Raw genomic sequence first — 22,520 nt, forward strand, 5'->3', positions numbered from 1 at the left:
GAAACAGCCCCAAAACAGCACGTACGAACTCTGAAAAGTTATGTCCTTTTCTCCTGTAACAGGAAAGCCTCGGCCAGCACAAGATCTTCGGGGGTGGTTAGTTTGATGTTTCGGTAGCTGCCTTCCACCAGTTGGATCTTGTGCCCGAACCGTTCCACCACAGAGGCATCATCGGTGAAAAGCGGACTTTCGGGTTGACTGTAGGCCCGGCGCAGCAACGGTAGCCGGAAGCACTGGGGCGTCTGCACCAGCCGGTACGCGGCCCGGTCTACGGCTTTGGAAGTGCCGCCCCGCACTCTTCTAATGGAGTCTTTCAATGAAACCGACACCACGGCAGCTCCCCGTTGCGCGGCGGTGCCATAGGCGGCCTGCAAAATAGCATTGTCCACGAACGGGCGCACCCCGTCATGCACCGCCACCACCCCATCTTCCTCCTGCTCCAAGGCTGCCAACCCATTCTTCACCGACTGAAACCGGGTATTACCGCCCAAAACCACCTGATGCGGCACCGTGAATTGATGCTGCTGGCAAAGAGAATTCCAGGTAGAGACTTCCGCCTCCGGCAACACCACCACCAACGGCATGGCCGCGTCAAACGCATGGAAACGCTGCATGGTGTGCATGAGCACCGGCGTGCCGGCAATGTGTAGAAACTGTTTGGGCAGGGTTGCCTTCATTCGGCTGCCCGAGCCGCCGGCTACAATAACAGCGTATTTCTTGAAAACGGGAGATTCCATAGGAAGTGGCAAGTTACGCATTCCCGCTTGCCTAGGCCAGCGCCGTTTAGGGGCTCTTTTTCCAAAAGAAGGGCCAAACCAGAAGTATCTTCATTTCTTTCTAGCGGCACATGGCCAGAAGCGGCAGCTGTTTTGAAGCAGTTTCCGGAAAAACAGCCGCTAAACGCAAAGTGGGGGTTCTTGCCGGGAATAGGTATTCTTGGGTTTAGAATTCCAGGATGAAGGTGGCACCTTTGTCTACTTCGCTGGTGACGCTCAGGTTCCCGCCCATGGCTTTGGCCTGCGAATGCGCAATGTACAGCCCCATGCCTTTGCTGTCTTTGTGGTGGTGGAACCGCTGGTATAGCCCGAAGATGCGTTCGCCGTACCGGTTCAGGTCTATGCCCAGGCCGTTGTCTGAGAAGTACAGCACCTGGCGGTTGCCTTCCTGCACAGTTTTCACCTCAATGCGCAACGGACGGTTGGGCGACCGGTACTTGACGGCGTTGGTGAGCAGATTCAGCAAAATGCTGTGCAAGTAACCGGCATTGAAATACACTGTGGGCACTTGGGAGAAATCAGTGACCAGTTCTGCATGGGTAGCCATGAGTGAGTTCTCCACAGACAGCACCACCTTCTCCAGCGCTTCCTGCAAGTTTACCTCTTCTTTGTTCTCTTCTGGATTGTTCTTGATGACCAGCACCTCCAGCAAATCATTGATGATGGTGTTCATTTGGGCGGTAGACTCAATGAACTTCTGGATCAGGATCTTGTTACGGCCCTCCGGCACAGCGTCCAGGTTAATCAGATTGGCGATACCGGTAAGATTAGCCAGCGGCGCGCGCAGGTTGTGCGAGGTGATAAAGGTAAACTGCTTCAGGTCGGCGTTGTTCCGGGTGAGTTCAGCAATAAGCACCTCCCGCTCCTGTTCATAATTTTTACGGGCAGTGATGTCGCGGAACATGGAAATCCAGTGCGTGAGCTGCCCCTTACTATCTATCATAGGAATAAGGAGCAGCTGCACCCAAAAATAGCTTCTGTCTTTTCTATAGATCACCAGTTCAGCCTCACCCACTTGGCCCTCTGCCATAGATTGCTGAAGCTGTGCTATGGGGTTTCTGAACTGGTGTTAGGCCCTACTATGAAACTCATGTTTCCGCCCAGCACTTCCTCTTTCTCATAGCCCGTCAGTTGGGTGAAGGCTTTGTTGAAGAAGAGAGCCTCCAGTTGCCACGGTTTCTCAGGGTTGGCTTTACTGATGATGATGGCGTCCTGCGCGTTCGCAATCACAGATTCCTGCAGCTTTAGTTTTAGCTCCTCTTCCTTCTGCCGGTTGATATGCGTAGACATGGCAAAATACCGCTCCAGCCGCCCGTTGGAGTCTAGCAGGGGTTGCATCTGTAGCCTAATCCAATGTTTCTCCCCGCTCTTGGAGTACTGTATGATCTCGCATTCAGTAGATTCCAGCTTTTCCAGACGCCCTCTCATGCATTCCTCCATCTCTGGGTCGGTCTCGGGGCCATTCATAAAAGTGGAAGGAATCTTACCTTGCACCTCTTCCAGCGTATAGCCCATTAAACGGGTAAAGGCATCATTTACCCACTGGATGGTAAGGTCTGGGTTCAGGATCATAACCCCATTGATGGTTTCACGGGCTACCACGGAGAGCATTCTTACCTCTTCCTCGGCTTGCTTCTGGGCAGTGATATCCTGTATGGCACCCACCACCCTTACCGGTTTCTGGTTTTCATCTCTGATGAGGTATCCTTGATCTATGACCCAAGCATATTCCCCATTGGCTTTCCTGAAGCGGTACTCTTCCCGCCAATGCCCTCCTTTAGTGCCGTATTGCAGCATTTTATCTAAGGAACCTGACACCCTGCCCAGATCATCTGGGTGTACCTGCGCCGCCCACATATCAAATTCGCCCCCATACTCCTGCACCTTGTAGCCAAAAAGACGCTCATAGCCTATGCCCCACTTAATTTTTTTGGCCTCAATGTCAAAATCCCAGATGGCATCATTGGTGGCTATAGTGGCGTAGTAGTAGCGTTCATTGCTTTGCCGTAGTTCTATTTCAGCTAGCTTGTTTTCCAGAACGAGTTGCAGCAAAGCACTAACACTCTCTAAGGAGGCTTCCTCTTCTGGTGCGGGTGCTTTGGGCTCATCATAATAAATACCCAAAGTCCCCAGCATTTTCCCCCCTGAGCCTATGAGCGGGAAAGCCCAACTTGCCCTAAACCCATTAGCTAGGGCTTTTACGCGCAGGTCTTGCCACCGTGGGTCACGGGCAATATCCGTACAGATCACTTTCTCCTGCTGATCTGCCGCCGCCCCGCAAGTACCTACGGTCTGGCCTATCTCTATGCCGTCAATAGCCTCAATGAAGTTCTCTGGGAAATTGGGCGCTGCCACCACATACAGGTGTCTTTCCTGCAAGCGCATGCAGACACACCGCATTTTGGGGTGCAGCTTCTCAATGCCAGCCAAGTACAGGCTCACTATTTCCTCCAGGGTAGAGCCGGGGGTGGCATTCTTCTCCAACACCTGTTTCCCCAAAAGCTCCAACTCTACGCCAAAGGGACCTTTAGGCTTGGCCGAAGAGAGAGAAGCCGGAAAAGCATCTCCAGACACAGCTTGAGCTTTGGCTTGGGCCAACTCTTCCCTTACCTGCGCCAATTCCAACTGCAATGCTTTCACCTGCTCCTGGGCATCTTCCAAGACACTAAATGACAAGTCTTTATCTACAGATCTATTCATAGCACCTGCTACAACATTGTGTTCATTTCGTCCTTATGCCTTTTCCCCGGAGCATTCGCTTTTATCTGCTGCTCACATAGTTATTCCAGAATTTCTTTCCAGAATACCTGCCTGCCTTCTACCTTTTCAACTCATGAAAGTACCACTTGCTCCAATCTATTACAACAAGCTTATTTTTTAAATTTTCTTAAAAAGACGAGACTATTTAAACGTCACGCCATCTGTTCCTGAGTTACTTCTTTAAGAACGAGAGTGCTGGTAAAATGGCTCTTAGTCCACCAACTTTGTTGACTCTTAATTTTCGACTTACTGAACGGAAACTGCTTCCTGCTACCACCAGATGTGCGTTTAGGGGCTCTTTTTCTGAAAACAGCCCCTAAACAAAAAGCCCCACGGGTGAAACTACCAGTGGGGCTTTTTGTTTGAAAATAAATGTACTATAGAATGAGCATTACGTCTCCGTAGCTGAAGAACTTATATTTCTCCTTGATAGCGGTTTGGTAAGCCTCCACAATCAGTTCGTAGCCTCCAAAGGCGGCGGCCATCATTAACAGCGTAGACTCCGGCATGTGGAAATTGGTAATGAGGCTATTGGCGATTTTGAAGTCATAGGGAGGGAAGATGAACTTGTCTGTCCAGCCCTCGTTTGGCTTCAGGCGGCTGTTCGCCGACACCGAGGACTCCAGGGCCCGCATAGTGGTGGTACCAATGGCGCAAACGCGTTTCTTAGCATCTAGGGCTTTGTTCACAATCTTGGTGGTTTCCTCGGTCACGAAGAACTGCTCAGAGTCCATTTTGTGTTTGGTGAGGTCTTCCACATCTACCTGGCGGAACGTGCCCAGGCCCACGTGCAGCGTGATAGGTGCTACGTCAACCCCTTTCAGTTCCAGGCGCTTCAGCACCTCACGGGTGAAATGAAGCCCGGCGGTTGGGGCGGCTACGGCACCGGTTACCTCTGCATACACAGTCTGGTAACGCTCTTCGTCCTCTGGCTCCGGCTCGCGTTTGATGTATTTGGGAAGCGGGGTCTCGCCTAAGCTGTGCACCACTTTGTAGAACTCTTCATCTGGTCCGTCATACAGGAACTTGATGGTACGGCCGCGCGAAGTGGTGTTGTCAATCACTTCCGCCACCAGGTCGCTGTCTCCGAAGTAGAGTTTATTGCCTACCCGTATCTTGCGGGCTGGGTCTACCAATACGTCCCAAAGGTGAATGCGCTTGTCCAGCTCGCGCAGCAGGAACACTTCAATCTTGGCACCGGTTTTCTCTTTGTTGCCGTACAGACGGGCCGGAAACACCTTGGTGTTGTTGGTTACCATCACGTCGCCGTCATCAAAGTAAGAGATGATGTCTTTGAAGACCTTATGTTCTATCTTGCCGCTGTCACGGTGGATCACCATCATTCTGGCTTCATCACGGTTTGGGGCCGGATGCGTGGCCATCAGCTCATTGGGCAGGTCAAATTTAAACTCTGATAACTTCATGTTTTAATATTACGGTATTAAAATATTAGCGAAAAATAGTGCGCAAAGGTAGGCACTTTCCGCTAAATTCTTTTACTTTCAGGCAAATTAAGTATCTGGCTCACTCTGCTCTTTTCGTTTTCACAGAAAGCAGGCCGGCTGCGTACGCGCAGTAGATATTTTACTATCAACTTCTTAATTAAATAACGATTTCATAAAGAGGATGTTCTCTTCGGCATCTTTAAAAGCTGTATCTTTCCCATATGATTTACTTCCGGCTGGTATTTGAGAGCTTCCGTTTTGCGTGGCAGGCCCTGCGGTCTAACCTCCTGCGCACGATCCTTTCTTTGCTGGGCGTAACCATAGGTATTTTTGCCATTATCTCTGTGTTCACCATTGTAGACTCCCTGGAGCGCAGCATACGCCAGAGCATGAGTTTTGTGGGCGAGCGGATTGTGTACGTGGAGAAGTGGCCCTGGATTTTCAAGGACGATGACATTCCCTGGTGGAAGTTCATGCAGCGCCCATCGCCCAACATGCGGGAATTCCGGTTTATGGAGGAACAGCTGGAGAACGACGAAGGGGTGGCCCTGGTGGCCCGCCGCGGCAGCAACACCTTTAAACAGCGCAACAACAGCATGAGCGGCATTATGCTGCAAGGCGTTACCCAAGACTTTAACAAAGTAGCCGAAGTGCCCATTGCCGAAGGGCGGTTCTTTACCCAACAGGAAACTGAAGGCTCCCGCAACGTGATCATTATTGGTGCTGAGGTGGCCTCCAATCTGTTCCCGTACGGCAGCGCCTTGGGCGGTAACATCAGAATCAGGAGCCAGAAGTTCACCGTGGTGGGCGTCATGGAAAAGCAGGGGGCCGGTTTGTTTGAAGGCATGCCCACCAATGACAAAAACGCTTACGTTCCCTTTGGGGCCTTCGGGAAAATGTTTGCCGGCGGCCCAAGAGGCATCCAGCCCACGCTCATGATCAAAGGCCGCGCCGATGACCCTAACCTCCAGAACCTGGAATATGAGGTAAAAGGCAAGATGCGCACCATCAGGGGCCTAAAACCCTATGAAGAAGACAACTTTGCCATTAACCGCTCAGAGATGATGGCAGACGCCATTGGCGAAATGTTCTCCATCATTGGCATTGCCGGTTGGGTTATTGGCGGTTTCTCTATTCTGGTGGGCGGCTTTGGCATTGCCAACATCATGTTCGTGTCTGTGAAAGAGCGCACCAACATCATTGGCATCCAGAAATCTCTGGGTGCCAAAAACTTTTTTATCCTGTTCCAGTTCCTGTTTGAGTCTGTCTTCCTGAGCCTTATAGGCGGCGGGGTGGGCATTCTGCTGGTTTCCCTCATAACCTTAATCCCCATGGGTGCGTTAGACATCATCCTTACGCCTGGCAACATTCTCTTAGGGTTGGGCGTATCGGTCGTGATTGGTGTGCTCTCAGGCATTATACCGGCGGTCATTGCTTCCCACCTGGACCCCGTTATTGCCATCAGGTCTAAATAACCTCCCAGCCCACCCGTTTACCCCCTTCATTCGCTTTTGCAACAGAGTATTTGCAACAGATAATTTGACGCGCCTGTTTGGGAATGTTTTCCGTAGAACAGACAGGCTATATACATGATTGATATATGACGAAGTTGAGAAAAACCAGCAAAACCAAGCTGCAAGACGAAACCACCAACGTGGGCAGCGGCACCACCATTGTTCAGCCAGAGGTAAATGACAACAAGGTTGAATCTTTACAGGAAGCAAAGAAAATAGCCAAGCAGGAAGCCCCTGTCCTGGGTGAAGATGACAAGCGAATCCGGGAGGCGTTCACAGACAAAGACTGGAACGAAATCAAAATAGCCGACTCCTGGCAGATCTTCAAGGTGATGTCTGAGTTTGTGGAAGGCTTTGAGAAGATGGCCAAAATTGGTCCGTGCGTTTCTATTTTCGGATCGGCGCGCACCAAGCCAGACAACCCTTATTACAAAATGGCCGAGGAAATTGCCGCCAAACTGGTGCGCCACGGCTACGGCGTGATCACGGGCGGCGGACCCGGTATTATGGAGGCCGGGAACAAAGGCGCCCACTCTGAGGGGGGCCGCTCTGTGGGGCTCAACATCCACCTGCCGTTTGAGCAGTTCAACAACATTTACATTGACCCAGACAAGCTCATCAACTTTGACTACTTCTTTGTGCGCAAAGTGATGTTTGTGAAATACGCCCAGGGTTTCATAGGAATGCCCGGCGGCTTTGGCACCCTGGATGAACTGTTTGAGGCCATGACCTTAATCCAGACCCGCAAGATTGGCCGTTTCCCTATTGTGTTGGTGGGCAAAGCCTACTGGCAAGGCATGTTTGACTGGATCAAGACCGCCATGCTGGAGATGGAGCACAACATTAGCCCAGAAGATCTGGACCTGGTGCAACTGGTAGACAACGCCACCGATGCCGTTAAGATCATTGATGACTTCTACAGCAAATACATGCTGTCTCCCAACTTCTAAGAACGCTCTCCAGCGCCAGTTTTGGCCTGATTTCAGAAAAACCGCCCCTAAACGTATTTGGGGCGGTTTTATTTTTTAGAAACAGGCGCTAGACGAAGTTCAGTCTAATTATTTTCTCCACAACCTTATCTATATCTTATATTTTTTACCGATTTTTATAGCCCCCCTTTGTCATTTAATACAATATCCAATCTATACTAACCCTTTAATTATCATGAAAAAAGCAATTGTCATGCTTTTGTGCGGCACCACTCTGTTCGCTTCCGGCTGCGCATCTATCGTAAGCAAGACCAGGTATCCAATTAATCTCTCAAGTGCCCCAGACGGCGCTAAGTTCAGCATTGTTGACCGTAATGGACATGAGGTGGCTTCTGGGCAAACTCCCACCACAGTTACCCTTAAAACCGGAAACGGCTTCTTCAAGAAAGCGATTTATTCTATTAAGTTTTCAAAGGCAGGGCACACAGACAAAACCCTCACCCTGGAAGCTGATCTTAACGGATGGTACTTCGGGAACCTTATTTTTGGCGGCTTTATTGGTATGCTCATTGTAGACCCTGCCACTGGCGCCATGTACAAATTCAACCAGAGAGACGTGCAGGCATTGCTAAGCCAGAACACGGCGTTTGCCCCTCTCCAAAGTGAAGGACTCAAGATTGTTTCTGTGGAGGATATCCCTCAGGAACTGAGAGACAAATTGATTGAGATCAAATAACTGTTTTTTACTTGTTTTCAGAAAAACCGCCCCTAAACGCACTTTAGGGGCGGTTTTGTTTTAGTTCCGTATTAAGAAGCCGCCTTGGCAGCAGACTTTCTTTACTTATAGACCCTTCAGCATTTTCTGTTTAGGGGCTCTTTTTCTGAAAACAACCCCTAAATGGGAAGTACTGGAAGATGATGACAAAGCAACACTGTATTCCTATCCAGCCTCTAAGCATATTTTTTAATTATCGGTAATTATTTATTGATTTTCAATAAATAATTACCGATAATTGTTTTCATATTTAAACTTGATGTCGCTATGGAAAACACTCCCTCTACCATTTTAAGATTCATGAACGTTATCTTCTGGGTACTGTTTATTGGTCTCTGCATCAAAACAGGTGCTATTCTCGTCTCGTTTGCCGTAAGTCTTTTTGTAAATGCCGAGGGCGCCAAGGACTTGTACCAAGGGCTGGATTTGTCTCAACTCTACCACTTCAACAGGTCACTCTACATTCAGACGGTGTCGCTGTTTATTGCCCTCACGGGTCTGAAAGCCTACATCGCCTACCTGGTGGTCAAGGTTTTTCTCAAGTTCAAGCTCGCAAGGCCGTTTAGCAAGCAATTGGTGGCGTTGTTCTCCCAGGTGAGCTACTACGCGGTGGGAGCCGGTATCATTGCCTTGATCGCCAGCGGGCACAGTAAATACGTCCTGAAAAAGGGAATAGCCATTCCGCTCCACTGGGGCAGCGAGGAGATTTTATTTTTTGCGGGCGTGATCTATATCCTGACGCTGATCTTCAAAAAAGGCGCCGAGCTGCAAGCCGAGAACGATTTAACCGTTTAACGAATGCCCATCATTGTAAACTTAGACGTTGTCATGGCCCAACGCAAAATCTCCCTGAATGAGTTGTCTGAAAAAGTTGGGGTAACTTTATCTAACCTTTCCATCCTAAAAACAGGAAAGGCCAAGGCCATCCGGTTTAGCACGTTGGAGGCCATCTGCAAAACGTTAAACTGCCAACCGGGAGATATTTTAGAATACGTAGAGGATTAAAAACTCAAGAATGTGCTTAGACGAAGTTTGTTTCACGTTTCCCAAACCTCCTTCGCGCAGCGAGATTCTTTCAAAACCCTTTTGCCTTCCATGACTACTGCTACCAAAAGACAGAAACAGGCCCGTGTGCTGCGCGATTTCCGGAAGATACACCGGCTCACCGGGGCTTTCCTGTTCGTGTTTTTCTTTGTGCTCTCCGTGACGGGGCTGCTGCTTGGCTGGAAGAAACACACGGGGGGCATCATTCTGGCCAAAACCCACGCTGGCACGTCTACCAACCTCAAAGACTGGCTCCCAGTGGAACGCCTCACCGCCAACGCTTTCCAAGTTGTCAAAGATTCTCTGGGGCAAGACGTTTCGCTCACGCTGGACCGCATAGACATGCGCCCAGACAAAGGCACCGTGAAATTCCTCTTCGTGGAGAAGTACCTGGGGGTGCAGCTAGACGGCGCCACCGGTCAACTGCTGCACCTGGAAACCCGCCGCGCCGACTTTATTGAGAACCTGCATGACGGCACCATCCTGGACCGGATCTTTGGTATAGACAGCGGCGCCCTCAAGGTCATCTACAGCACCGTCATGGGCGTGGCCCTGCTCATCTTTACCGTAACCGGTTTTTGGCTTTGGTATGGCCCAAAACGCATGAAGCAGGAACTTCCCTCACCATCGGCCAAACCCGAAGGCGTAAAACCGGGGAGACCGTTGCGCCCGGTGTAACTTAGCCTACAGTCCTGGCTTTTTCTGGAGAGCTCCTTTGCGTTTAGGGGCTGTTTTTCCAAAAAGAGGCGCTAAACGCAAAACCGGAACCAAAAACTTGCCGGCAGGAAATAGGCTCGCCCCGGAAGCCCGGCAACTCCTATCTTTGTCTTTCCACCACTGCCCCTTCGCCATGCCCTTCCTGAACCAAATCTCTGAACCCACGCTCCTGCTCCATGAGCAGATCGCCCGCGCCAACATCCACCGCATGGCCGAAAAAGCCAAAAGGCAGAATGTGCGCCTGCGCCCGCATTTCAAGACCCACCAAAGCAGACAGGTAGGCGAATGGTTTAAGGTGGAAGGCGTTACGGCTATCACGGTTTCCTCCGCGAAAATGGCGCAGTACTTCGCACGGCACGGCTGGTCAGACATCACCATCGCCTTCCCGCTGAACCGCCGGCAGTTGTCCCAGATTGCCGAACTGGCGCAGCAGATTAATCTTGGAGTTACGGTTACGTCAGCGGATGATGTGGTATTTCTGCGGGAGCAGCTTTCTGTACCCGTCAACATCTGGGTGAAAGCAGACACCGGCTATGGCCGCACTGGCATTAAAACCGAAGATACCGCCGTGCTGGATGCCGTTTTACAGGAAATGGTGCAAACACCGCAGCACACCTTCTCCGGCTTTCTGGCCCACGCTGGCCACACGTACAAAGCCCGGGGTAAAGATGCTATTGCTGAAATACATGCGCAAACGCTGGCTAAAATGCAGGCGCTGAAAGAACGTTATGATGCGGCTTGGCCTGATCTGCAACTTTCCATTGGCGACACACCCAGTTGCAGCGTGATGGAAGATTTCTCGGGCATGGAAGAAATCCGGCCCGGCAACTTTGTCTTCTATGACCTCATGCAACACCGCATCGGTTCCTGCCGCCTGGAAGACATTGCCGTAGCCATGGCCTGCCCCGTGGTAGCCCTGCACCCAGACCGGAACGAGGTCATTCTCTACGGCGGCGCGGTACATTTCTCCAAAGACGCGCTGCCGCAGCCAGACGGTAGCGTCCTCTTCGGGTTGGTGGTGCTGCTGACGGAAGATGGTTGGGGAGCACCTTTGCCTGCTACAGCGGTAGTTTCTCTCTCGCAAGAGCATGGCGTGGTACGGACTTCGCCGGAGTTATTTTCTCAGTTTAAGGTGCGGGATTTGGTGGGTGTGCTGCCAGTGCATTCTTGTTTGACTGCTGATTTGATGAAAGGTTACACCACGTTGCAGGGCGAGCGGCTGGAACATTTAAGTGGCACTGGCCAAAGCTAGGGTTTCAGTTTCCGCCTGTTTTAGGAAAAAGAGGCTCTAAACGGAACTGGCGCTGACGCCCGCAGGAGCTGCGCACACTACGAGGTCTTCTGCACAACGGCTAACTCGTTACATACCATCATCACCAATGATTGGATGTAAGCAGCAGTACCACTTACTCAAATGACCTCGCAGCGTCTCCGGACCTGCGAGCGTCTGTGCCAACAGCGGTTTCCCAAGCGGGCATTCCTGTTTCCCGGCTCTTTTTCCCAAAACAGCCCCAAAACGCCACCACAAAACTCCTTCCCGCCCCTAAACTATTCTGCTCTGAATTCGGTTAAGAAGAGATGTGTTGGCCGCTGCTTTTCTAGCGGGTAAATACCTACCTTTGCTCTTTAAACCGAACCAAATCGGATGACGCCAAAAGATTCTGCGGCTACCCCTGTAGCCAAACAAAATAGCTCTACCGTAGACGTACCCTTCATTGAAGTGTACGGCGCGCGGGAACACAACCTCAAGAACATCAGCCTCAAAATACCGCGCAACGAGTTGGTGGTCTTCACGGGCATCTCGGGCAGCGGGAAATCCTCGCTCGCGTTTGACACCATCTACGCCGAGGGACAGCGCCGCTACATGGAGACGTTTTCGGCCTACGCCCGCTCGTTCTTGGGCGGACTGGAGCGCCCCAATGTAGACAAGATTGAGGGGCTTTCGCCGGTGATTTCCATTGAGCAGAAAACCACCTCGCGCAACCCGCGTTCCACGGTAGGCACTATCACCGAGATTTACGACTTCCTGCGCCTGCTCTACGCCCGCACCGCCGAGGCCTTCAGCTACGTGACCGGCGAGAAGATGATAAAACAGTCTGATGACCAGATTGTGCAGCACGTGCTGGAGCATTTCTCTGGTAAGAAAACCATTGTGCTGGCGCCCGTGGTGAAAGGCCGCAAAGGCCACTACCGTGAGCTGTTTGAGCAAATCAGGAAAATGGGCTTCCTGCGCGCGCGCATTGACGGCGAACTGGTGGAACTCACGCCCAAGATGCAGGTAGACCGCTACAAGATCCATGACATTGAGATTGTGATTGACAAACTGGTGCCCTCTGTTGAGGACCGCTACCGTCTGTCTACCTCCATCCAGAACGCGCTACAGCACGGCAAAGGCACCGTACTGGTGCTGGACGCTGACACCAACGCCACGCAGTTCTACTCCCGCCACCTCATGGACCCGGCCACCGGTATTGCCTATGATGACCCGGCACCCAATACCTTCTCGTTTAACTCGCCGTACGGGGCCTGCCCGGTATGTAACGGCTTGGGCGAAATTGAGGAACTCACCGAAGATTCCATTGCGCCAGATAAGAGCCTGAGCATTAGCCGTGGGGGCATCGCGCCGCTGGGCGAGTACCGCGATATCTGGATTTTCAGTCAGATCACGGCCCTGCTCAAGCGCCACAAAGCCTCTTTGACCGTTCCCATTTCTGATATTCCCGCCCAGGCCTGGCATGACCTGCTGTATGGTTTTGAAGAGGAAGACCCCAAAGGCAAGCGCGAGCCGTTCATCTTTGAGGGCGTCATGAGCTTCCTGAAAAAACAGCTGGAGTCTGACTCTGAGAACGTACGTGCCTGGATTCAGGAATACACCACCCAGAGCACCTGCCCCGAGTGCAACGGCTACCGCCTGAAAAAGGAATCTTTGCACTTCAAGCTAGATGATAAACACATCGGCCAGCTGGCCGAAATGGACATTGCCGAGCTGGCCGCCTGGGTAGCCAACCTGGAAGAGCGCCTGAGCGAACGCCAGAACCTCATCGCCCGCGAGCTGCTTAAGGAAATCCGGAAGCGGATTGGCTTCCTGGTAGACGTGGGATTGGAATATTTGCACCTGCACCGCTCGGTGAGAACTTTATCAGGTGGCGAAAGTCAGCGGATAAGATTGGCCACGCAAATTGGGACGCAGCTGGTGGGCGTGTTGTACATCATGGATGAACCCAGCATTGGCTTGCACCAGCGCGACAACGAGAAGCTCATCAAGGCCCTGCAAGACTTGCGCGATTTGGGCAACTCCGTGGTAGTGGTGGAGCACGACAAAGACATGATTCTGGCCGCCGACTACGTGGTGGACATAGGACCAGGCGCAGGCGCGCACGGCGGGCAGATTGTGACCGCGGGTACCCCGAAGGAGATGATGGAAAGCGGCACCACCACCGCCGACTACCTAAGCCACCGCCGCGGCATTCCGGTGCGCAAGCAGAAGCGCGAAGGCAATGGCAAGAGCCTCATTCTGCGCGGTGCCACCGGCCATAACCTGAAGAACGTGACGCTGGAGCTGCCATTGGGCAAGTTCCTGTGCGTAACGGGTGTCTCGGGCTCCGGGAAATCATCGTTGATCCATGACACGCTGTTCCCCATCCTGAACAAGTATTTCTTCAATGCCAAGCGTGAGCCGCTTCCTTACCAGGAGATTGACGGCCTCAAGAACATTGACAAGGTGATTGAGGTAGACCAAAGTCCTATTGGGCGTACGCCGCGCTCTAACCCCGCCACCTACACCGGTGTATTCACGGAGATACGCAGTCTGTTCGCATCACTGCCTGAGGCTAAAATCAGAGGCTATTCGGCGGGACGTTTCTCTTTTAACGTGAAAGGTGGCCGCTGCGAGACCTGCGAGGGCGCGGGTATGCGTACCATTGAGATGAACTTCATGCCAGACGTGTACGTGCCCTGCGAAACCTGCAAAGGCAAACGCTACAACCGCGAGACGCTGGAAGTACGCTTCAAAGGCAAATCCATTACCGATGTACTGGACATGACCGTGGAGCACGCCGTGGAGTTCTTTGAGAACCAGCCGCGTATTCTTCGCAAAATCCAGACGCTGAACCAAGTTGGCTTGGGCTACATCACCTTGGGTCAGCAGGCGACTACCTTATCTGGCGGCGAGGCGCAGCGGGTGAAACTGGCCACGGAGCTTTCCAAGAAAGACACGGGCCGCACACTCTACATCCTGGATGAGCCCACCACGGGTCTGCACTTCCAGGACATTCAGCATTTATCTGATGTGTTGAACCGCCTGGTGGACAAAGGCAACAGCGTGCTGATTATTGAGCACAACATGGACCTCATCAAAGTGGCTGACCACATCATTGACATAGGACCGGAAGGCGGCGCCAAAGGCGGAACCATTGTGGCCCAGGGCACCCCGGAAGAAGTAGCGGAAAGCCCCATTGGCTATACTGCCCGCTTCCTGAAGGAGGAGCTGAGCACAAGCCACTACGTAGACGCGCCCGTGTTGGTGGAAGACGAACCGGAAACGGAAGACGAGGCAACTGACGCTCCGGCCCCGGAGAAGAAGACCCGCGGCCGCAAGAAGAAAGAACCAGAAGCCGCAGAGGCTACTCCACCTGCCGCAGAGAAGAAAAAAGCTGGCCGGAAAAAGAAAGCCGAATAGCGGCCGTTTTTCTGAAATAACGCCTAAAACAGCAATGCCTTGCTCAAGGGCAAGGCATTGCTGTTTCTAAAGACCTGGATAAAATCTTTGCGGTTTACCCGTTACTATTTTGCAGAACAGACCTTTAAAGAAGGCTTGGTTTCTACTAGTGGGCAGCTTCTTGAGTAGGTGCGGCAGCTTCGGCTTTAGGCGCAGCGGCACTGTCTGTGCTGGTAGGCATGGCGGCAGGAGCAGCGGAGTGGGCTTCCTCAGCAGCCGGAGCGGCGGTAGTAGCTTCTTCGGTTAAAGCGGTACCTGAACCTTTGTCGTTAGGATCTGTAGTGGACGTATACGTAGAACAAGCTACACCAGCAAGCAAAGCGCAAGCCGCGAAGAAAGGCAGTATGTTTTTCATTTTGTGTTAAATTTTGCCCAAAGGTACAGTTAGCCCGTCAAAAAACAATTGGCTGGCTGGGCTAAGCTTTTTACCCGCAGATTCTGTTTAGGGGCTGATTTTCCAAAAACTGCCTCTAAACGCGAAGGCCCACCTAGTAAGGCGGGCCTTCGCGTTTCTTCTACAGCAAAAATCGCAGGCAAGAAAACCCTTAATCTGGGCTACTGCCGCTCTTATTGCCCGTTAGGATTGCTGGTCTGTACTTTGATTGGGGCGGAAGTACTGGCTTTCTTCGCCTCGGTGCTGTCTGCTTGCGGACTCGCCTTGGTGCTGTCTGGCGTTGCCCCCGTGGCAGAATTATCAAAGGTGGCATTGTTGTTGGCTTCGGCCACCTCGTGGCTACTTGTATGGCCCGTTCCCGCTTTGTCTCCACTCAGGGCATAGCCGGTTCCTAAATCATCTGGGTCTGTGCTGGCAGTATAGGTTGAACAGGCAGCACCGCTTATCATTAAGGCAGCCGCTGCGAATAGAAACATTCCTTTTTTCATAGTTGTATTGCTCGCGTAGTACTAGGTTTAGTTCCCTCTATACGTGCGGCTGGGGCCGGGGTTAACTTCCTCCGGCTTGCTTAGATGTGGTTATTCTCGGCCCGCATGTCAAGGGGATTATCTCTTAGCGCCCTTGGTTTCTGCAGCCCTAATATAAAGGCTTGCCCGTTTAGGGGCCGTTTTTAGAAAAACAGCCCCTAAACGGGCAAGCCTGCTAACGATAAACGGTAGCTTAGTCTACTTTATCTTCCAGGGCAGTAGCCATTTTCTTGTGCGATTGCAGCATTGGCAGAGTCTTCGCTGCCATTGCTTTCACCGTTGGAGTTTCTGCGTTGTTGCTCTTCATCTGAAACATAGCGATGTCCATGTCATGGGCCGTCTCCATGGCATCCATATACTCCTCGTCAAAGTCTTTGCCCGTTTTGTTGTTTAACTTGTCCATGATGGCCTGGTGCGGCGGCATGAGGGTTTTAGGCAAAGTCACTTTCATCTGAGAGGCAAGCGTCATCATTTCCTGATTTGCTTTGGTATGGTGGTCTACCATCATCTGCGCGAACTTTTTCACATCGGCATTGGTAGCCTTCTGCGCGGCCAGCTTACCGGCCTGTATCTCCAGCATGTTGCTGCTGGCGGCGGTCATCATGAACATGGCATCAGTCATGTTGGTCATGTCCATGGTAGTGCCCGCGGTAGCACCGGAAGTTCCGCCAGTGGTGCCGGTGGTACCGGTAGTAGTGCCTGCGGTTCCTCCGCCATAGGAAGCGTCTGTAGAGCTTGCGGTGCCTGCGGTTGATGTATTATTGCCAGTTGTGTCAGTAGAAGTACTGGAGCAGGCAGAGGCTGTAAACATAGCTCCGGCCGCCAAGATTAACATAGATTTTTTCATAGTTCCTTTTATATTTTTATCAGTTCAGATTTCTATACGCGCTTATTTTGAAGGGGTTAGCTTCTTTTACCAAACGAGCGTTATTATTTGCACTCCCCCTACACGTTATGCAGGTTAGTCCCTGCCTTATCTGTTGGTGCTGGCAGTATCTGAGGATAAGGTGTCAGAGGCAAGAGCATGGGTGGAAGTAGCGCCGCCCATGCCGCTGCTGCCCGCGCTACTGGTGGCCGCTGGGGAGTTCGTCTCTGAGGTTTCAGTTCCCGCGGCATGGGTGTCTGTGGTAGAAGCCGGTTCTTGCCCACCTTTATTACAGGCAAACGCCGCCAGCAAGACGGTGGTGCTAATGCAAATACATAGCTTTCTCATTACCGCTGTTTTGAATCCAAGACAAGCATCTGTTCCACTGGCATCTGCTTACTTGTTTACTTTCTCTTCCAACTTGTCGGCCTGGTGCTCATGCACGCGCAGAACGGGCAGGGTTCTGATGGCGAAAGCCTTAACAGTGGTAGTCTGGGCGCCGTTGCTCACTACCTCAAACAAAGCAATGTCGCGCTCATGGGCGTCTTCCAGTTCATCCACGTACTTTTCATCAAATTCACCGCCGGTCAGTTTAGAGAGCTTGTCTACCAGTTTCTGATGATCTGGCATCAGCGTAGAGGGTAACTCCACATTCATGCCGGAGCTAATGTCTGCCAACTCCTGATTGACTTTGGTATGGTGATCAATGAGCATTTGGGCAAGTGCTTTTACTTCTGGGTTGGAAGACCGCTCCAGGGCTAGTTTCCCCAATTGTACTTCCATCATGCTGCTGCTGGCGGCTTCCATGAGGAAAGAGGCCTCGGTGATGGCCCGGGCTCCGTACATCATGGTGCCGGGCACGTTGCCCGCCGAGCCGGTAGAGATGTACGCATCTGCCGGAGTGGCGGCATTACCGGCTCCCGCATGCGCGGCGGTAACGGTAGCCGCGTAGGAATCTGACGTAGGTACGGTGTTAGCGGTATTGGTATCTATTCTGCTGCAAGCTGCTCCGGCCGCCATGGCACTGAAAAGCAGCACGTATACATTCTTTTTCATCGCTTCTTCTTTTTTATAATCAACAACTTATTCCACGTCTCGCTAAGAAACGGTGTTACTTATACTAGCAACAGGACACCTGCAAACCTTCGTATCTAGAAGTTCAGGTCCTGTTGTAGTTGCTCGGCTTGGGCTAAATGCGCCTGCAACAGGGGCAAGCCTTTGGCCGCGAACGTCTTCAGTTCTGTGTCTTTGCCATCCTGGCTCATCTCCTCAAATTGTTCAATGGCTTCTTTATGGTCTTTTATAAGTGCTTCCAGATATGCTTTATCAAACGCCTGCCCGGCTTGGGCCATTACCTTGTTGTATTGCTCCTGGTGGTCATCTCCCAGGCTAGTGGGCACCATCAGGTTCTTCAGGTCTGCGATTTGCTTGAGTTGGGTATTTTGCTGGAGATGATGGTCCAGCATTTTCTGCCCCAGTTGCTTTACTCGCGGGTCTGCGGCTTTGCTGCTGGCCAACCGACCCATCTCTGTCTCAAAAAGGCCTCCACTTGTTGCCTCTGCCACAAACCAGCCGGCTCTCTCGTCTTTTCCGGTACTCTCCAGCAGGTCTTCATTGTGTCTGCCTGCCGCATCTACGGAGGTAGTATCTGAAGAATTGCCACAACCAGACAAAGACACAGAGGCTGCCAACAGCAGGTAGAACAGGTAATTTTTCATAGTTTAGATCTTGTACCAATGGCGAACAGGCGGCGGCCTGCCCTCCCTTTTCTACGGGTTAGCGTGTGCAGGGTTAACTTGGCCGTTGCCAGACCGCTTTCTTCTCTCTGAGAAAGGGAGCAAAAAGAAGGAGGGCGTTTAGGGGCTGTTTTTCCAAAAACAGCCCCTAAACGCCCTCCTTCTTTTGAGGTGATAGGAATGTACTACCGCTTACAGACTTACTCCTTTGCGTCTGCCGGCCTGCCTGATGGCATCCCGCACGGCTTCTTCGTATTCTTCGGGAATGGAGTCAAACACCACCTCGCCGGTTTGGCCAGACACCAGACGGTACAGGAGCCGGTCTGGCTGTACCCGCAACAGGCTGATGTCATTCCAGGGCAGGGTAACCGCCTCATGGCTCACCGACAGTTTCAGCTCCAGATGATCCTCGGTTACCTGCACGTAGCGTTGACCACCCGGCTTCCGCCGACGCCAGGCAATGATAAGATAGGAGATAGCCAGCGCCAACTGCAGCAACGGCAAAAGGTAAACACTTACCACCGTCTCCTGGGCAGCGTATTGCCGGTACACGCCCAGCCCACCCAGTACAAAGAACACTACCGCCATAAACAGGTACAGTTTAGACAAAACGGAACTGTTCTGCTTCTCCGGCGATAGATTTAAGAAAAATGTTTCCATAGAAAGACAAAACTTAGCAGACTTACTTTTATCGCTCCCGCAGGTCTGGAATCAACCAAAACGCAAACCCCTGAAAACAATGTCAGGAACCGGCAAGAGGTAGGTTAGCAACCTGAACGAGAAGATGCGCTTCACTTGCCAGACAGGCAGATACTGGGAGGCACTAACCCAGGCAAACGCAATACACGCCGTTTCATCTGCATCTTACAAACCTGTTTCTAAGCTACCTTTCTTTAACGATGCCCAAAACAGAAAAGTGCATACCTTCTGTAAAACAACTAACCGGCAGGCTATTGGTCTGCCACTGTCCAGCGTTCAAAATTTTTGAAGTAAGCACTGCCCCAGAAAGAGAACCTCGGGATCATCGTGGTTTTGATTCGGCGCTTGAAATCTTCAAAGTCCTTCTGCTTTGGATCTGTCCAGAGCACTTCGCTCAGGGCCGTCATCCGCGGGAACACCATGTACTCCACCTTCGCGGGGCTGCCCATGTATTCTGTCCAGACGTTGCCCTGCGCACCCAGAATGTACTTGTCTAACCGGAGCTGCTGCAGTTCTGCCGGCACTGGGTTAAAGTTGTACACGGCATCCAGCGGATTATAGCCATGGATGGCCAGACTGTCTTTGGGGTCTTTGGATTGGTAGGCGTCAAAATACAGCGGCTTACCCGGCGACATGATGACGGTATGCCGCCGCTGGGCTGCCTCAATGCCTTGTTTGGCGCCGCCCCAGTTCATGATCACCGCCGTGGTGTCCAGGTGCCCTTCCAGAATCTCATGCCAGCCAATTACCTTCTTGTTCTTCTTGGCCAGATACCCAGACACCTGTTTGATGAAGTACGTCTGGAGCTCTTTCTCGTCTTTGAGCCCGTTGGCTTTCATGAACGCCTGGGTTTTAGGATCAGCTTTCCACCACATCTTGCTGCATTCATCGCCACCAATATGGACGTATTCACCGGGGAAGAGATCTGCCACTTCGCCAAAAACGGTTTCCAGAAATTGGAACGTTCCCGGAGTAGGCGCCAATACGTTGTTCTGGCGGTTATACATACCCCAGGTGTTGGCTACCTGCCATACCGTGTCTGGTCTGGTGCTGAACTCGGGGTAGGCGGCAATAATGGCGCGGCTGTGCCCTGGTATATCAATCTCTGGTACTACGTTGATGCCGCGCACCGCTGCGTATTTCACTATCTCCCGCACCTGGTCTTTGGTGTAGAATCCGCCGTAGCGGGTAGAATCATAGCGGGCCGGAGTGTCTTTAAAATGGCCAATCAAGGTGGAGTTACGCCAGGCTCCTACCTCCGTGAGTTTGGGGTAAGAGTCAATCTGCAGGCGCCAGCCCTGGTCATCTGTGAGGTGCCAGTGAAACGTGTTAAACTTATGGAAGGCCAGGTAGTCAATGTACTTCTTGATGAAATCCAGAGGGAAGATATGGCGGCTCACGTCCAGGTGCATTCCGCGGTACGCGAACCGGGGGTAGTCTTTCACTTCCACCGTGGCGAATTTGACTTCTTTCACTTTCTGCAGCGGCAACAACTGCATCAGGGTCTGTATGCCGTGCACCATACCGGCCACATCTCTAGCTTTGATCCTTACCACCGGACCGCCGGCCTCCAGCCAGTACATCTCCGGACGGTTGGCTTCTACGGTGTCATGCACCAGCATGATGCGCGAATGGCGGGTCTTGCGGGCATCTGGCGCGGCAATGGCCAACCCAAGATTGCACTGGTTTAACAGCAACTCCTGCAGATATTCGGCCTGTTGTTTGTAGGCAGCATCTGCCACAATAACGGTGTGCTTGTTGAGGGTAACTGGTTTTTCGCCGGTGGCGATGAAGGAGACGGGCTTAGGCACAATGTTGTTGACGGAAGCCGTCTGGCCTTGGCACCAGAAAGTAAGAGCTGAAAATAGCAGCGTGAATAAAACAAACCGAGGTTTCTTCATGGGTGAGTAAGATGATAGAAAAGTAAAAGTACAGGCAATTACCCTTGCGGTAAAGTAAAACGGCCTTTTCTTCTCCAGTAGAAGAAAAGGCCGCTCTATAAGGATTCGTCAGTTTATAGACTTCCTAAACTGAGTGCGTGGTTGTTCACTTAAGACTGCGGCTTAGGCTGCGGAAGCGCTTTGCGCGGCAATTTGTCTTTGCGCACTGCAGTTTGGTAGACAAAGTTGGCTACAATCACAGAAGCTTGCTTCAGGTCATCGGCTTGCAGACGGTCATAGGTGTCCATGTTGGTGTGGTGGGTACGGGTGTTGTACTCCAACTCGTCCTGGATGAACTGGAAGCCCGGCAGACCCAAACCATCAAAAGAAAGGTGGTCTGTACCCCCGGTATTACGATTGGTTACGGTAGTGGCGCCCAGATCATTGAATGGCTTCATCCACTCTTTGAACAACGGGGCTACGGCCTCGTTGCCTTGGGTATAGATGCCTCTGATTTTGCCGGAACCATTGTCTAAGTTAAAGTAACCGGCAATCTTGGCGTGCTCTGGCAACAGCTTCATGGTCTGTGGATCTCCCAGATGCTTTTTGGCATACCCGCGCGAACCGTAGAGGCCTTGCTCCTCCCCACCCCAAAGCGCGATTCTGATGGTACGCTTAGGCTGTAGGTTCAAAGCTTTGATGATGCGTACGGCTTCCATCATAACGGCTACCCCGGCGGCGTTATCCGTAGCGCCGGTGGCGGCGTGCCAGGAGTCTATGTGACCGCCCAACATCACAATCTCAGACTTCAGTTTCTTGTCGGTGCCCGGGATTTCGGCAATTACGTTGTAGCCTTGCGGATCTTCGGTGAGGAAGCGGGTTTTGCTTTCCAGCTCCACTTCCACCGGAATACCGGCGGCTAGCAGACGGCTCATGCGAGCCAAGTCTTCCTGCGCCATTTCGAACTCTGGCAACACAGTAGGCGCATCCAGAGCGTAAGAAGCACCGTTGCTGGTGAAGAACGTGCCGTGCGAACCGCTCCGGCCGCTGAACACTGCCACCGCGCCTTCTTTGGCAAACATTTCGCTCATCTTGGTGGCCAGGGCCCGGCGCGCTCTGAACGCGGCCATCTGCTCTTCGGTCATAGGCGTACGTCCGGCGGTAGGTTGCACCGGCTCAGCCATTTTCTGCAATTGCTCATCTGTGTAGCGGTTGCCGTCTGCCTTGAAAGTGGTCTTAATAGGAGTAGTCACTTCCATCATCACCACTTTGCCTTTCAGCTTGCCGGCATATTGCGCCAGGTCTTCTTCTTTAGAGGCTTTCACTACGGCCACCTGGGCTTTCACCGGACCATTGGTGCTGGGAGTCCAGGCCTTAGGTGACCCAATCATGGGCTGGTAGTACGGTTTGGTGAGCGCCAGGTAAGACTTTTCTACCTCCCAGCCTTTGCCAAATGTGCCCCAGGGCTCAATGACAGCATTTTTCAAGCCCCACGAAGTGAGTTTGTCTTTGGCCCACTGGTTGGCTTTGGCCAAGCCGGTAGAGCCTGACAAACGAGGTCCGTTTACATCAGTGAGGTAAAAGGCGATGTCCATCACTTGGGAGTTTTTGAGCCCTTCCTGGCGGATTTTCTCCACCACGGCCGCATCTAGCGGCTCTGCTTGCTGGGCAAAAGCGGGCACAGCCAGAAAGGCGGCACCCAAGACGAGGGTAAAAGCTTTGTTCATTAGAGAAGTGTTTGT

At 52.1% G+C, this 22,520-nt stretch carries 21 protein-coding genes; 8 read left to right on the forward strand and 13 right to left on the reverse strand.

The genetic code is table 11. The annotated features are described in order from the left end of the window. Window positions 1–38: 38 nt before the first annotated feature. From EFA69_RS11735 to queA, 4 genes are all read right to left on the reverse strand, one after another. Window positions 39–737: a 2-C-methyl-D-erythritol 4-phosphate cytidylyltransferase gene (locus EFA69_RS11735; RefSeq protein ID WP_123133242.1), complete on the reverse strand. Its 699-nt coding sequence runs from the start codon at window positions 735–737 to the stop codon at window positions 39–41. A gap of 205 nt (window positions 738–942) precedes the next feature. Then, on the reverse strand, window positions 943–1,827 hold the full coding sequence (locus tag EFA69_RS20615; RefSeq protein ID WP_394342825.1) for a sensor histidine kinase: 885 nt from the start codon (window positions 1,825–1,827) through the stop codon (window positions 943–945). Then, the gene (locus EFA69_RS11745) at window positions 1,824–3,476 is read right to left on the reverse strand and encodes a PAS domain S-box protein (RefSeq protein ID WP_123133244.1); all 1,653 of its coding nucleotides are present in this window, start codon (window positions 3,474–3,476) and stop codon (window positions 1,824–1,826) included. The genes EFA69_RS20615 and EFA69_RS11745 overlap by 4 nt, the downstream gene beginning before the upstream one ends. A 437-nt stretch (window positions 3,477–3,913) precedes the next feature. Further along, window positions 3,914–4,960 (reverse strand): tRNA preQ1(34) S-adenosylmethionine ribosyltransferase-isomerase QueA, encoded by a 1,047-nt coding sequence (queA, locus tag EFA69_RS11750; RefSeq protein WP_123133245.1) that lies wholly within the window; start codon window positions 4,958–4,960, stop codon window positions 3,914–3,916. A gap of 242 nt (window positions 4,961–5,202) precedes the next feature. Here queA and EFA69_RS11755 point away from each other — a divergent pair, with 242 nt between their 5' ends. The 8 genes from EFA69_RS11755 (at window position 5,203) to uvrA (ending at window position 14,638) form a co-directional block, all read left to right on the forward strand. Next, window positions 5,203–6,456 (forward strand): ABC transporter permease, encoded by a 1,254-nt coding sequence (locus EFA69_RS11755; protein WP_123133246.1) that lies wholly within the window; start codon window positions 5,203–5,205, stop codon window positions 6,454–6,456. A gap of 125 nt (window positions 6,457–6,581) precedes the next feature. Next, window positions 6,582–7,445, forward strand: coding sequence for an LOG family protein (locus EFA69_RS11760; protein ID WP_123133247.1), 864 nt, complete (start codon window positions 6,582–6,584; stop codon window positions 7,443–7,445). A 214-nt stretch (window positions 7,446–7,659) separates the two neighbouring features. Further along, on the forward strand, window positions 7,660–8,160 hold the full coding sequence (locus EFA69_RS11765) for a hypothetical protein (protein ID WP_123133248.1): 501 nt from the start codon (window positions 7,660–7,662) through the stop codon (window positions 8,158–8,160). 306 nt (window positions 8,161–8,466) lie between these two features. After that, window positions 8,467–8,994 (forward strand): DUF2975 domain-containing protein, encoded by a 528-nt coding sequence (locus tag EFA69_RS11770; RefSeq protein ID WP_123133249.1) that lies wholly within the window; start codon window positions 8,467–8,469, stop codon window positions 8,992–8,994. A 3-nt stretch (window positions 8,995–8,997) separates the two neighbouring features. Next, window positions 8,998–9,204 (forward strand): helix-turn-helix domain-containing protein, encoded by a 207-nt coding sequence (locus tag EFA69_RS11775; RefSeq protein WP_123133250.1) that lies wholly within the window; start codon window positions 8,998–9,000, stop codon window positions 9,202–9,204. 90 nt (window positions 9,205–9,294) lie between these two features. Beyond that, on the forward strand, window positions 9,295–9,921 hold the full coding sequence (locus tag EFA69_RS11780; protein WP_123133251.1) for a PepSY domain-containing protein: 627 nt from the start codon (window positions 9,295–9,297) through the stop codon (window positions 9,919–9,921). A gap of 97 nt (window positions 9,922–10,018) precedes the next feature. After that, entirely contained in the window at window positions 10,019–11,212 is a 1,194-nt protein-coding gene (locus EFA69_RS11785) for an alanine racemase (RefSeq protein WP_245964554.1), read from the forward strand. 393 nt (window positions 11,213–11,605) lie between these two features. Next, entirely contained in the window at window positions 11,606–14,638 is a 3,033-nt protein-coding gene (gene uvrA / locus EFA69_RS11790) for an excinuclease ABC subunit UvrA (RefSeq protein ID WP_123133252.1), read from the forward strand. 145 nt (window positions 14,639–14,783) lie between these two features. On the opposite strand, the gene EFA69_RS11795 is transcribed toward uvrA, so the two are convergent. From EFA69_RS11795 to EFA69_RS11835, 9 genes are all read right to left on the reverse strand, one after another. After that, a complete protein-coding gene (locus EFA69_RS11795) occupies window positions 14,784–15,032 on the reverse strand; it encodes a hypothetical protein (RefSeq protein ID WP_123133253.1) in 249 nt (82 codons plus the stop codon). A 212-nt stretch (window positions 15,033–15,244) separates the two neighbouring features. Continuing rightward, entirely contained in the window at window positions 15,245–15,559 is a 315-nt protein-coding gene (locus EFA69_RS11800; protein ID WP_148041338.1) for a hypothetical protein, read from the reverse strand. Between the two features lie 232 nt (window positions 15,560–15,791). Beyond that, the gene (locus EFA69_RS11805; RefSeq protein ID WP_123133255.1) at window positions 15,792–16,445 is read right to left on the reverse strand and encodes a DUF4142 domain-containing protein; all 654 of its coding nucleotides are present in this window, start codon (window positions 16,443–16,445) and stop codon (window positions 15,792–15,794) included. A 126-nt stretch (window positions 16,446–16,571) separates the two neighbouring features. After that, window positions 16,572–16,811 (reverse strand): hypothetical protein, encoded by a 240-nt coding sequence (locus tag EFA69_RS11810; RefSeq protein WP_148041339.1) that lies wholly within the window; start codon window positions 16,809–16,811, stop codon window positions 16,572–16,574. A 48-nt stretch (window positions 16,812–16,859) separates the two neighbouring features. Next, window positions 16,860–17,519: a DUF4142 domain-containing protein gene (locus tag EFA69_RS11815; protein WP_123133257.1), complete on the reverse strand. Its 660-nt coding sequence runs from the start codon at window positions 17,517–17,519 to the stop codon at window positions 16,860–16,862. 95 nt (window positions 17,520–17,614) lie between these two features. After that, window positions 17,615–18,181 carry a DUF4142 domain-containing protein gene (locus EFA69_RS11820; protein WP_123133258.1) on the reverse strand — a complete coding sequence of 189 codons (567 nt, stop codon included), beginning with the start codon at window positions 18,179–18,181 and terminating at the stop codon, window positions 17,615–17,617. 210 nt (window positions 18,182–18,391) lie between these two features. Beyond that, entirely contained in the window at window positions 18,392–18,859 is a 468-nt protein-coding gene (locus EFA69_RS11825) for a hypothetical protein (protein ID WP_123133259.1), read from the reverse strand. 290 nt (window positions 18,860–19,149) lie between these two features. Continuing rightward, window positions 19,150–20,799 (reverse strand): beta-N-acetylhexosaminidase, encoded by a 1,650-nt coding sequence (locus tag EFA69_RS11830; RefSeq protein ID WP_123133260.1) that lies wholly within the window; start codon window positions 20,797–20,799, stop codon window positions 19,150–19,152. A 149-nt stretch (window positions 20,800–20,948) separates the two neighbouring features. Further along, window positions 20,949–22,505 (reverse strand): M28 family metallopeptidase, encoded by a 1,557-nt coding sequence (locus EFA69_RS11835; RefSeq protein ID WP_123133261.1) that lies wholly within the window; start codon window positions 22,503–22,505, stop codon window positions 20,949–20,951. Window positions 22,506–22,520: the final 15 nt, after the last annotated feature.

It is taken from the genome of Rufibacter immobilis, assembly GCF_003721565.1.
Taxonomy (GTDB): domain Bacteria; phylum Bacteroidota; class Bacteroidia; order Cytophagales; family Hymenobacteraceae; genus Nibribacter; species Nibribacter immobilis.

Coding starts and splice junctions, on each gene's coding strand:
- EFA69_RS11735 (WP_123133242.1), bottom strand. CDS start 737: ATGGAATCTCCCGTTTTCAAGAAATACGCTGTTATTGTAGCCGGCGGC.
- EFA69_RS11745 (WP_123133244.1), bottom strand. CDS start 3,476: ATGAATAGATCTGTAGATAAAGACTTGTCATTTAGTGTCTTGGAAGAT.
- queA (WP_123133245.1), bottom strand. CDS start 4,960: ATGAAGTTATCAGAGTTTAAATTTGACCTGCCCAATGAGCTGATGGCC.
- EFA69_RS11755 (WP_123133246.1), top strand. CDS start 5,203: ATGATTTACTTCCGGCTGGTATTTGAGAGCTTCCGTTTTGCGTGGCAG.
- EFA69_RS11760 (WP_123133247.1), top strand. CDS start 6,582: ATGACGAAGTTGAGAAAAACCAGCAAAACCAAGCTGCAAGACGAAACC.
- EFA69_RS11765 (WP_123133248.1), top strand. CDS start 7,660: ATGAAAAAAGCAATTGTCATGCTTTTGTGCGGCACCACTCTGTTCGCT.
- EFA69_RS11770 (WP_123133249.1), top strand. CDS start 8,467: ATGGAAAACACTCCCTCTACCATTTTAAGATTCATGAACGTTATCTTC.
- EFA69_RS11775 (WP_123133250.1), top strand. CDS start 8,998: ATGCCCATCATTGTAAACTTAGACGTTGTCATGGCCCAACGCAAAATC.
- EFA69_RS11780 (WP_123133251.1), top strand. CDS start 9,295: ATGACTACTGCTACCAAAAGACAGAAACAGGCCCGTGTGCTGCGCGAT.
- uvrA (WP_123133252.1), top strand. CDS start 11,606: ATGACGCCAAAAGATTCTGCGGCTACCCCTGTAGCCAAACAAAATAGC.
- EFA69_RS11795 (WP_123133253.1), bottom strand. CDS start 15,032: ATGAAAAACATACTGCCTTTCTTCGCGGCTTGCGCTTTGCTTGCTGGT.
- EFA69_RS11800 (WP_148041338.1), bottom strand. CDS start 15,559: ATGAAAAAAGGAATGTTTCTATTCGCAGCGGCTGCCTTAATGATAAGC.
- EFA69_RS11805 (WP_123133255.1), bottom strand. CDS start 16,445: ATGAAAAAATCTATGTTAATCTTGGCGGCCGGAGCTATGTTTACAGCC.
- EFA69_RS11810 (WP_148041339.1), bottom strand. CDS start 16,811: ATGAGAAAGCTATGTATTTGCATTAGCACCACCGTCTTGCTGGCGGCG.
- EFA69_RS11815 (WP_123133257.1), bottom strand. CDS start 17,519: ATGAAAAAGAATGTATACGTGCTGCTTTTCAGTGCCATGGCGGCCGGA.
- EFA69_RS11820 (WP_123133258.1), bottom strand. CDS start 18,181: ATGAAAAATTACCTGTTCTACCTGCTGTTGGCAGCCTCTGTGTCTTTG.
- EFA69_RS11825 (WP_123133259.1), bottom strand. CDS start 18,859: ATGGAAACATTTTTCTTAAATCTATCGCCGGAGAAGCAGAACAGTTCC.
- EFA69_RS11830 (WP_123133260.1), bottom strand. CDS start 20,799: ATGAAGAAACCTCGGTTTGTTTTATTCACGCTGCTATTTTCAGCTCTT.
- EFA69_RS11835 (WP_123133261.1), bottom strand. CDS start 22,505: ATGAACAAAGCTTTTACCCTCGTCTTGGGTGCCGCCTTTCTGGCTGTG.